This window comes from Facivitalis istanbulensis, from assembly GCF_040560405.1.
Lineage (GTDB): Bacteria > Pseudomonadota > Alphaproteobacteria > Sphingomonadales > Sphingomonadaceae > Sphingomonas > Sphingomonas istanbulensis.
The window spans coordinates 84,861-93,632 of the sequence record NZ_JAVSCQ010000013.1 but is presented as its reverse complement, the minus strand read 5'-3'; the positions used below and the strand labels follow the sequence as shown (position 1 = coordinate 93,632).

The 8,772-nt window shown below is 59.0% G+C and carries 7 protein-coding genes; all 7 read right to left on the bottom strand.

The features are described 5' to 3' along the window. Nucleotides 1-105: 105 nt before the first annotated feature. The 7 genes from RN629_RS10050 to RN629_RS10020 all read right to left on the bottom strand — a co-directional run bounded on the left by RN629_RS10050 (nt 106) and on the right by RN629_RS10020 (nt 8,425). Complete coding sequence (locus RN629_RS10050; RefSeq protein WP_407035104.1) at nt 106-813, bottom strand: hypothetical protein; 708 nt, start codon at nt 811-813, stop codon at nt 106-108. Then, nucleotides 806-1,807 carry a hypothetical protein gene (locus tag RN629_RS10045; protein ID WP_407035103.1) on the bottom strand — a complete coding sequence of 334 codons (1,002 nt, stop codon included), beginning with the start codon at nt 1,805-1,807 and terminating at the stop codon, nt 806-808. The genes RN629_RS10050 and RN629_RS10045 overlap by 8 nt, the downstream gene beginning before the upstream one ends. A gap of 341 nt (nt 1,808-2,148) precedes the next feature. Then, complete coding sequence (locus tag RN629_RS10040) at nt 2,149-4,149, bottom strand: tetratricopeptide repeat protein (RefSeq protein ID WP_407035102.1); 2,001 nt, start codon at nt 4,147-4,149, stop codon at nt 2,149-2,151. 132 nt (nt 4,150-4,281) lie between these two features. Then, on the bottom strand, nt 4,282-4,881 hold the full coding sequence (locus tag RN629_RS10035; protein WP_407035101.1) for a hypothetical protein: 600 nt from the start codon (nt 4,879-4,881) through the stop codon (nt 4,282-4,284). Nucleotides 4,882-5,307: 426 nt separating this feature from the next. Further along, the gene (locus tag RN629_RS10030) at nt 5,308-6,666 is read right to left on the bottom strand and encodes an anti-phage deoxyguanosine triphosphatase (protein ID WP_407035100.1); all 1,359 of its coding nucleotides are present in this window, start codon (nt 6,664-6,666) and stop codon (nt 5,308-5,310) included. Beyond that, nucleotides 6,663-7,247, bottom strand: coding sequence for a 7-cyano-7-deazaguanine synthase (locus RN629_RS10025; RefSeq protein ID WP_407035099.1), 585 nt, complete (start codon nt 7,245-7,247; stop codon nt 6,663-6,665). The genes RN629_RS10030 and RN629_RS10025 overlap by 4 nt, the downstream gene beginning before the upstream one ends. After that, a complete protein-coding gene (locus tag RN629_RS10020; protein ID WP_407035098.1) occupies nt 7,244-8,425 on the bottom strand; it encodes a PfkB family carbohydrate kinase in 1,182 nt (393 codons plus the stop codon). Before RN629_RS10020 ends, RN629_RS10025 begins: the two co-directional genes overlap by 4 nt. Between the last annotated feature and the right edge of the window lie 347 nt (nt 8,426-8,772).

Genomic DNA, 8,772 nt, shown 5'->3' with positions numbered 1-8,772 from the left:
CGCCAACGGCACGGGGAAACCCGCGCCCGTGTGGGGGGAAGCTACGTCCGGGCTACGCCCGGCCTCCGCTTCCCCCCACACGTCATCTACGATGTCGCTGACCCTTCAACTGCGATGTCGCTGTGCAAAATCGGGGCGGATGATGCTGCCAACGGTGATCACACGCCCAAAGCGCAGGTCGGAGAATGCTTCGTCTTGGAGGATCAGCGAGAACAGGTGACTGCCGAAGCTGTGCACCAATATGTCCGGTGCGGCCGTCAGCCCGCGTGCGCGAGCATAATCGACTGCGCGGCGGATCTTCTCACCTAAAGTCTTAGCAAGCCTCCGGTGTAGGGGCATCAGCAGGACATCAATGGTTGCCCAACCATATTTGTGAATCAGGACTGGAGCGGCATATTTTAGTTTGTTCGCAATTAGCCAGCTCAGATCCTCCTGCCATGCGCCACGCGTATTCATGCCATGGACTACGATTATCCACCGGATGTCCCGACTGGCCTCGCCGGTGATCCGATAACGGATCGAGGGGATCGGATCGTCGCCACTCTCGGTGAACGCTAGATGGCAATGAGGACATTCCCCGTTTGCTACCATGCCGTGGTCAAGCGGCAGACGGCAGACTGAATTGGGGCAGAGGCGCACGTCGATGCGCTGCATTTGATGGGAGGCCACTAGCACATCGAGAAATCTTTGCAGCTCCGGGTTGGGCCACACGGTTTCCGTTGCTGCGGCAAAAGCTTTCGGCTCAAATTCGAGCCCATCTCCCGCAAGCCGACGCGCTTCGATCTCCGCTGCCCATACCGCCGCGTCAGGCACTAGCTGCGGCCTGATTATGCTTCATAAGATATGCTATGACCGCGTGAACGTCGTCGCGCTTACACTGGGCCCAAAGCCGAATCCGCCCCTCGCTACCATAGACTTGGACCGACATCGTTTGCGCCAGTTTTTCCGCCTCGCCGAGCGCGAAGATGCCTTGAGCGCGCGCGAACTCGTCGTCGTTCATCGCATTACGGGCGTGCCGAACGGCCGCGACCTTATCTATCCCCCCTTCCTCGAGAGTCGATACCAAGTCGACGAAGCCGCCATCGGCTTCGAGTCGGGTCGACTTGGCGCCCTTCTCTTTGCTGGCCGACTTCACCGCCTGCGTTAGTGTCAGCGGCGCGCATGGCGCCGCAACGATCGCTAAACTCTGAAGCAAACTCCAAACGACTGACATCGCCAAGGCATGGTCGATATCCTTGTTACGATGAATTAGAATCGCGCAGTGAGGATCGGCGAACCGCCATTCGAAACGAACAACGCTGCGATCGACGCGCCGCCGATAGGCTTCAAAGCGATACTTCTCGAGGCCTTCGTCCTGCGAGAAGTCCTTGGCTTTGGCACGGTCCCATCCTTCTTTGCCTAAATGCCAAGCAAGCGACAGGGAAAGCCCGTCAAGCATGATACTCGACAGCTCGAGGTCCGCCGGAAAATTGTATGACTGCCCCGCGCCGACGAGCTTAGCATGCACGCTTGACGCGAAGATACCACCAACAGCTGAGGCTATAGTCTCGGGCGCAGCGAAGAGGTAAATGTGTTGGTTGCCCCAGCCTTCGATCTCATCGAGCCAGGCTTCAATCTTGGCTTGCGTCAGCGTTTCGGCATCAATCGCGTCGCCAATGTTCTTTGCGAAGTCGCTCTTCGTCGTGCCGATCTTTATGTCATTCTGCCGTAGCAATTCCTTGATGAAATCATTTCCTTGCAAAAGCACGATCGCGCGAACTTTGTCTTTGAGCTGGCTCTTGGTCAAGCTTCCCTGGTTGCTCACCATCCACCTCCCCGTTTCCGGGGACACTTTGCGTGACTACGTGACGATCGGCAAGTCACATGCAATCGTAGAGGTTGATGAAGCAGGCGCCTGACCACCGGGTCGGGAAATAGCCTCCACACTATAAATTTGTGTCGAAGACGGCCACCTTCATCTACAAAGTGATGTTGGCTCTCGGCACAAGTCGACATTCGGCGACGTCGGAAGGCAGAGCGGCTTTGATCCACGACATGGCGTTCGCATCCGGCGGCAGTTGACTACATCCGGTCGTTCCTAACAGACATTATGTATGTCTGCTCATGCTGAAACCTGTCGCTGGCATGTGTCAGTATCTGGGCGCCCAATTAGAAGAGGTTCGGGAGATCCTGTCGCGCCTTCGCGGACAACTCATGGTTCGGGAATTGCGCGACCGCCGTCCGAAATATCCGCCCGCCCTCTTCCCGGTCCCCTCGGTTCCAGAGCACACCCGCCATGTTGAACATCGCCACCGCATAATCGGGATCGAGGATAAGCGCCTTGCGATAGGCGGCGACCGCTTCGTCGGTCCGACCCAGATGATCGAGCGCCGAAGCAACCTGAAACCAGCTCATCGCGTCGGGTTGGATACTGTCCGCCTGCGCCTGGACCAGCGGTAGCGCCTCACCATGTCGGCCAAGAAAGTTAAGCGCGGTCCCGAGGCAATAGCCATAGTGACCGCCGTCTAGCTCATAGGCCTTTCGGAAGCAGTGTTCGGCTTCCTCCCAGTCATCCAAATCCTGCGCCCAATGGCCGAGGCGGTCCCAAGGTAGTGCGGCATCGCTCGGATCGACATGGGCGATATGCGTCTCAAACTCGGCGCGGAACGCAGCATAGTCCTTACCAATCTCCTCGCCCTCGCTGCGCAGATAGAAAGAGGTCAGGAGCAGGTCCGCGCGCGCCGCCGAGACGTTGGGATGGGTACGAACGTAACGCTGCCAGAAGGCCAGTGCACCACGCGCGGTCGCGACCGATGTCCGACTGAACGCGGCGACCTGCTGCGCGCACCAAGACCAGATCCACGGTTCGCGATCCGCATCGGCAAGCAGCAGATTAATCGCGCGGAAGGCCTCGCGATCCTGTCCGAGGTTGAAGAGCGCATTGAGGCGCCATCCGGTTACGCTCGCATTTTTGCCGAGATCCCGGTCACCGAAGAGCGTCGCGTCATAGTGGGTCAGCGCTTCTTCAAACTGACCCTGGCGATGGAGATATTGCCCAAGGGCAAGATGCGCCTCGGGCAGCTCCTGGTTCATCTCCAGCGCGCCGCGATAGAGTTCGGCGGCCATCTCCTCGTTGCCGAGCTTCTCGAAACTGGAACCGAGGTTCTTCAGGCACGTGGCCGCCATGCCCGGGTCGGCCATGTAGACAGCGTCGCGCGTCGCGGCCTGGTAGGAGGCCTTGGCCGACTTCTCGTCGCCCAGCGCCGAATAGGCATTGCCAATCGTGTAATGGAGGCTGCCGGGTAGATAGCGCTTCGTTCGGAGCTTGGCCTTGAAATGTGCTTTGCCCGCACCGATCCTATCCGGGTGCCCACGTCCCGCCATGCCGAGATTGATCTCGGACATGTAGCAACAGCCCATCTCCGCGCTGTCGCTGCCGAGGACGGCCGCGAACTGGTCGAACGCGGCACTGATGACCAGGTCGGCACCACGTTCGTAGAGCGCTTCGAGGATCTGGAGCGCGCGTTCCGGGTCGTCGGGCACGTTGATCGCCGGCATCGCGTCGCGCACGACATCAGGGAAGGCAGACGGGATCGCTTGCACCTGTGCGATGCGCTCGTCACGTGCGGATCGTGATGAGGAGAGCGCGAGCTCTGCGAGCCGTGTCAGGCGATCGAGCGTCAACTCTTCCGTGAAGGTTACGGTTAGGGTCCCTTGGTCCTTCCAGTTGAGGTTTTTATGCTCGTATTGGCGCAGCACGGCTTCGGCGGTCGTGAGCCGCAGTGATCCGGTCGGTACATGGCAGGCCACGAACAGGCTGTGCCCTTGCGCGATCAGATAGTTGAGGTTGGTCTGCTCAATTGAGATGCTGAGTGCCCCATCGGCATTCAGCGATCGCTCGGTTCCTTTCAACTGGACGTGTAGCCGGACGTTTGTCGCCAGGCCCTCATCGAGCACCTCGATCTGGCAGTCTGATCCAAAATCATTCTCATCGGCGCGCTGGACGATGAAATCGGGACTATCGGCGATCAGGCTGCGAAACGCCGCCTCGGCCTTCGCTTCGATCGCACGATTGCGCCCGCGCCCGGGCATTTTGTTGAAACTGCCCGGGCTGGTGCGGTTCTCCCTTTGCGGTCGTGGCCGACGACGCCCCCTGTTTGCCTTTGTCACCCATGTCCCCGCACAGTCGTTAGCGACGAAGATAGGGGTTGGCGAAGGCTTAGAGAAGTCGTCAGCAACGGAAGAGAAAAGCTATCCACTTCAGATGCGACTTTAACCCGAGGCTGAAGGGCGCGCCGTGCTTTACGAACACCGCTTGGCGGTAGCGGTGCGGCCATCCACCTCGACGACGAAGATGACACCGTCCGATTCGATCCGGAATACGTGCCGGATGAAGCCAAGGAACAAGGTCGGTGTGACACCGGCGATCTCGGTATCGGCGACTTCCTCATCGTAGCCCAAATGCTTGGTGCTATAACTTAATAAGCGCACCTCCTGCGGCGTGCCACCCATCGCCGCAAATACTGCTTCTACGGCTAGGATGGCAGCGCCATGCCGATTGAGCGCGGCCGGTCGCTTCAGGAAACTACGTAGCTTGGTAGCGATGTCGCGCCACGCGGCGAGGTTCTCCTGGACCGGCTTGCCAAGAAAGAATAACGTAGCGCCCAACGTCCAGATCGGAACCGGCGTCGTGCTGCTAAGAAAGGCTATGAACGCCGGCAGATCCGCACCCGGCCCGATATTGCCCTCGGCAAAGGGAAGACCATGCTCAGCTTCAAGCGTGCGTCGGAATTTTTCGCGGGCGATCTCCCATTCCGCTTCGTCATCGATGACCCCATAGGTTTCGTCTATGATGGCAATCTGTACCTGATCGTCTTGTTCAGTCGGTTGCGGATCGCTCATTCTTCTTCCTTGTCCACACCAGTCTCGGTGCATGCTTCGAACACCGGCGCCAGTATACTCTGGCCAGAGCGGCATCAAACCTCTTGCTCAAAGGAGCCGCTACGGCTTGAATGCGGAAAGGTCGGCAGCGATCTAAAAGCTTTCAGTCTGCAAACCGCCAAGTTCCCATCGCTCTGCGATGCCGACAGGACAACCGCCGTTGTCGGCTACCGACCAACATATGCCGTTCACGGGCCCAGCTTCGAACGGCAGCGCCCGCCGTAAGCTGCCTTTCAAGTCAGGCGACAGGATCTCTCACCCGCCCAACTCCCGTCCCAGGGCCGTTCGCACAGCATTCTGAAAGCCTCGTTCGTTCAGGAGATCCGCAGCGGTATGTCGAACCACTTGGCCGCTAGCACACGCGCTGGCCGCACAGAATCTGACAACCTAAATGCGGTCGAATACCGAGCCCATGCGCGGGCTGAAGAGTCTTTCGTAGGTGCGTAGCAGGAAGCCGTCAGTCATGCCGGAAACATGATCACAGATCACGCGCATCTTGTCATCAGCCGTCTGATAGCGGGCCCTGGTGCTTTCCGGCAGCAGCGACTTCGGATCAGTCGCGAACGCCTCGAACACAGCGACGACCATGTTCTGCCCTTTGAATTCTAGTTGCTGGACACGCGCGCTCCTGATCACCTTCTCCTTCACTGCTTTTTTCAGAGCACGAAGGAAAGTGCGCTGTGGTTCGGGCAAATCGACCCGGTAACGCAGCAGCGGGGTCTCAAAGCCACCTTCTGTCCTGATCTGGACCGAGGTGATGAGGTGTGACACCATTCTGCTAATATTGCGCTTCCGCGTTGCATCGTTAATCAGCGCCTTGATGAGGCTCGCATGAACATCGTTGCCGAAGTTTTCGCGGGTCTGGATATATTCGAGGAAGCTCCTGCACGATTCCTCAGGGAGCGTGGATGCTAGGTCGTCGGCATCCATGAGGCCCATGGTTAGCGCGTCCTCCAAGTCATGCACACCAAATGCAATATCGTCGGCGAGGTCCATGATGCTGCAGTCAAAGGACTTGTGTCTCGTCTCGCCATGGTCGCCATCGACCGGGTTCCAAGCCGTAAATAGGTCCCGATCAGGCTGAGGTACCGGGTCGAGCAGCCAGTCCACCACATCCGCCTCGGTGTCGAGATAGCACTTCGGCGGACGGCAGGCTTTCCGGTTGATAAGGTGAACGACCGACGTGCCCTCAAGTAGGGCCGGCGTCAGTTTCATGTCGGCGCTTCGGACTGCGCTCATGGGTGCCGGATACTTCAGTACGCCGAGCAGCGAACGGCGGGATATATTTGCACCGTTGTTGTCTGAGAATTTCTCAAGCCGGCTGAGTATCCGGAGGGTCTGTCCATTGCCCTCGAAGCCGCCATGGTCTCGCATGCCATAGTGTAGCGCGATCTCGCCACCATGTCCGAATGGGGGATGGCCGAGGTCATGTGTCGCTCCGATCGCTTGGATCATCGTGAGATCAGGAATCCAAGGCGCAGCTTCGTGATTGGGAAAGTCTTTCTGCAGCTGGAGCGCAATTCCACCGGCAACTTGGGCAACCTCGATCGAGTGAGTAAGGCGATTTCGGTAGAAATCGCTGTCTCCTAGATTCAGGATCTGGGTCTTGCCCTGCAACCGACGAAATGACGACGAATGGACAATTCGTCCATAGTCAGTGGCAGCCGCGTCGCGGGCGTCGGATTTGCCGGGAGTCCATCCTTCGCGACGCGCGCTCCAAATCTCGGCGTTCGTGTCGACAGTCATTTGCCCCCCTTTGACATAGCCTTTAATTCATTGTGCTTGTTGCATCCGCGACATTGACCGCAAGCCCATTCGCCGGTGTGGCAGGAGAATGTCCAACCCAGCAGTTCGGGTGGAAGGGTCGAACTCGCCAACAGTTCTGCGCCAGTCATCTTGATTGCGGGCGCACGCACGCTCACCGCGCCTTGTGCACTTAGGACTGCCGACATTGCTGCGACGAACTTGGCGGTGCCATCGGGATGAGCGGAGTCGCTCACGACGGTGCCGATTAAAATCTCCAGCGGATCGCAATGCGAATATGTCATTGCCGCCAGTGTAATTAGCATCTGATTTCGGTATGGCCAAAATTCGGACTCGCGGCCTGAAGTTTGAGGGCCGCCCACAAGCGAGCCGGAGCCGAATCTACCCAGTGGCGCGCTACGCTCCTCGAGGGGCAACGACATCGCATGAGCAAGTGCGCGTGCGGCGCGCCGCTCCCCAGCCGCCGGCAACTGGCCGTAATCGATGAAGAGCAGTGCTTCCGGCTTCTCCATCCAAGCGATCGCCGCAGAATCGACTCCGCCAGAGAACAGAAGAGCCTTCAAGCGGCAGCCCAGACTACGCGATAGAGCGCGGTGGCCAGATCATCTACGATTTCACAATTGGTGCCCACCAACATCGTCGCATCCTGCTGTCGTGGGCATTCAATCAACGCGACGACAGGTTTCCCCATGGCCCGCGCATGGCCAACCTCAAATAGGGTGCCGGGGTCCAGGTCCGAAAGTAGGGCTAGCATGACATCGCACGCATCTAGGCCTGCTAGATCCTTCGTCGCCACGGTGACATCAGGGCCGAACCCAACATCGTGCAAGGGTGAAAACACATCGGCACCTAGTGACAGCAGGCCACTACGCGCTTCTTCGATGATCCATAGCTGAGGCGTCGTGAAGAACGGGCCGCCAAGATACACTTTTGGTCTCTTCGTTGCCGGCTTGATCGGCAACTTCTCAGGTGCCTTAGCAGGCAGAGGAAGAAGCCGATCCTCCACGTAGCCCGCCGTATACCGCGATGCGAGGTCAGCGGCAGCGGCCGCGTCCTGACCCTGTTCGCCCCAGAAATGAGCAAACGTCGCGCTGAATACGTCGCCAGATCCGACCTTGTCGACCGCGTTTGACTGATAGGCCGGCACTTGTTGGTGCCGCTTGCCTTCGACGATGAGCGCTCCTGCTGCGCCCATTTTGACGACGATCACATTGGCGCCGTCCGATTGCGCCAGCGCCGCCGCCGCCCGCGCCGGATCGTCCTCGCCGGTTAGAAGCGTCGCCTCAGCGCGGTTAAGAACCAGAGCTAGGGTTTCCGCCTTCGACCCGTTGTTGTGAAACGACTTCGGTGCCGAGCCGGACTGAGGATCGTATATTGCTCTACGCCCGGAAACCCGGAAATCCCCTTCAAGACATCCGAACCGCAGGATGACGTCTCCTGCGACATCCACCGTGCCAGCTATCGGGAGCGGTACCGGCGATATACGTGGGGATGACATAGGATGCAGATACTCGAACCCTACAACTGCCGAGCTCGCATGAAAGACGGTTTCCATTCCATAAGCTCCCAGCGCGTACTGGGCGTCGAGAGTCCGTTCGGTGGGATGGAAAGAGTGGAGGGTCACCTGATCCGAAAGGAGTGAAAGCGCGGCGGCGGCGCGGCCGCCGGAACCCAGCAGCGTACTTCGGCCAGGCGTCAGGCAGCGTTCAAAATAGACGCCTCCCGCAATTGTGATAGCCATGCGATCAGACCAGATTGACAGTCACGTCGACTCGGCCGCCGGTTATATTGTCGACGTGAGCCTCATACTGAACACCTGTCTGCAAGCACTCGATCACCTTCGACAGTCCTGGGATGCCGCCGATGGCGCCAACTGTCGCACCGGTTCCCATATGAGCGCATATAATGCGGCCTGGAGGTGGGGTCGGCTGAAAGATCACCTGTAGTACATCGCCGACGACGCAACCTCCAGGGACTGGGCCGATTAGGGCAGTCTTAAACGACAAGGGGCAATCGGACCCAGCACTACCACCGCCGGCGCCACCTCCGGCTGAACCACCGCCAATACCGGAACCGCCACCCAAAGCA

Bases quoted from the DNA above. Each gene is read 5' to 3' on its own strand.
- RN629_RS10045 (WP_407035103.1), bottom strand. From the start codon at position 1,807: ATGGTGAGCAACCAGGGAAGCTTGACCAAGAGCCAGCTCAAAGACAAA.
- RN629_RS10035 (WP_407035101.1), bottom strand. From the start codon at position 4,881: ATGAGCGATCCGCAACCGACTGAACAAGACGATCAGGTACAGATTGCC.
- RN629_RS10030 (WP_407035100.1), bottom strand. From the start codon at position 6,666: ATGACTGTCGACACGAACGCCGAGATTTGGAGCGCGCGTCGCGAAGGA.
- RN629_RS10020 (WP_407035098.1), bottom strand. From the start codon at position 8,425: ATGGCTATCACAATTGCGGGAGGCGTCTATTTTGAACGCTGCCTGACG.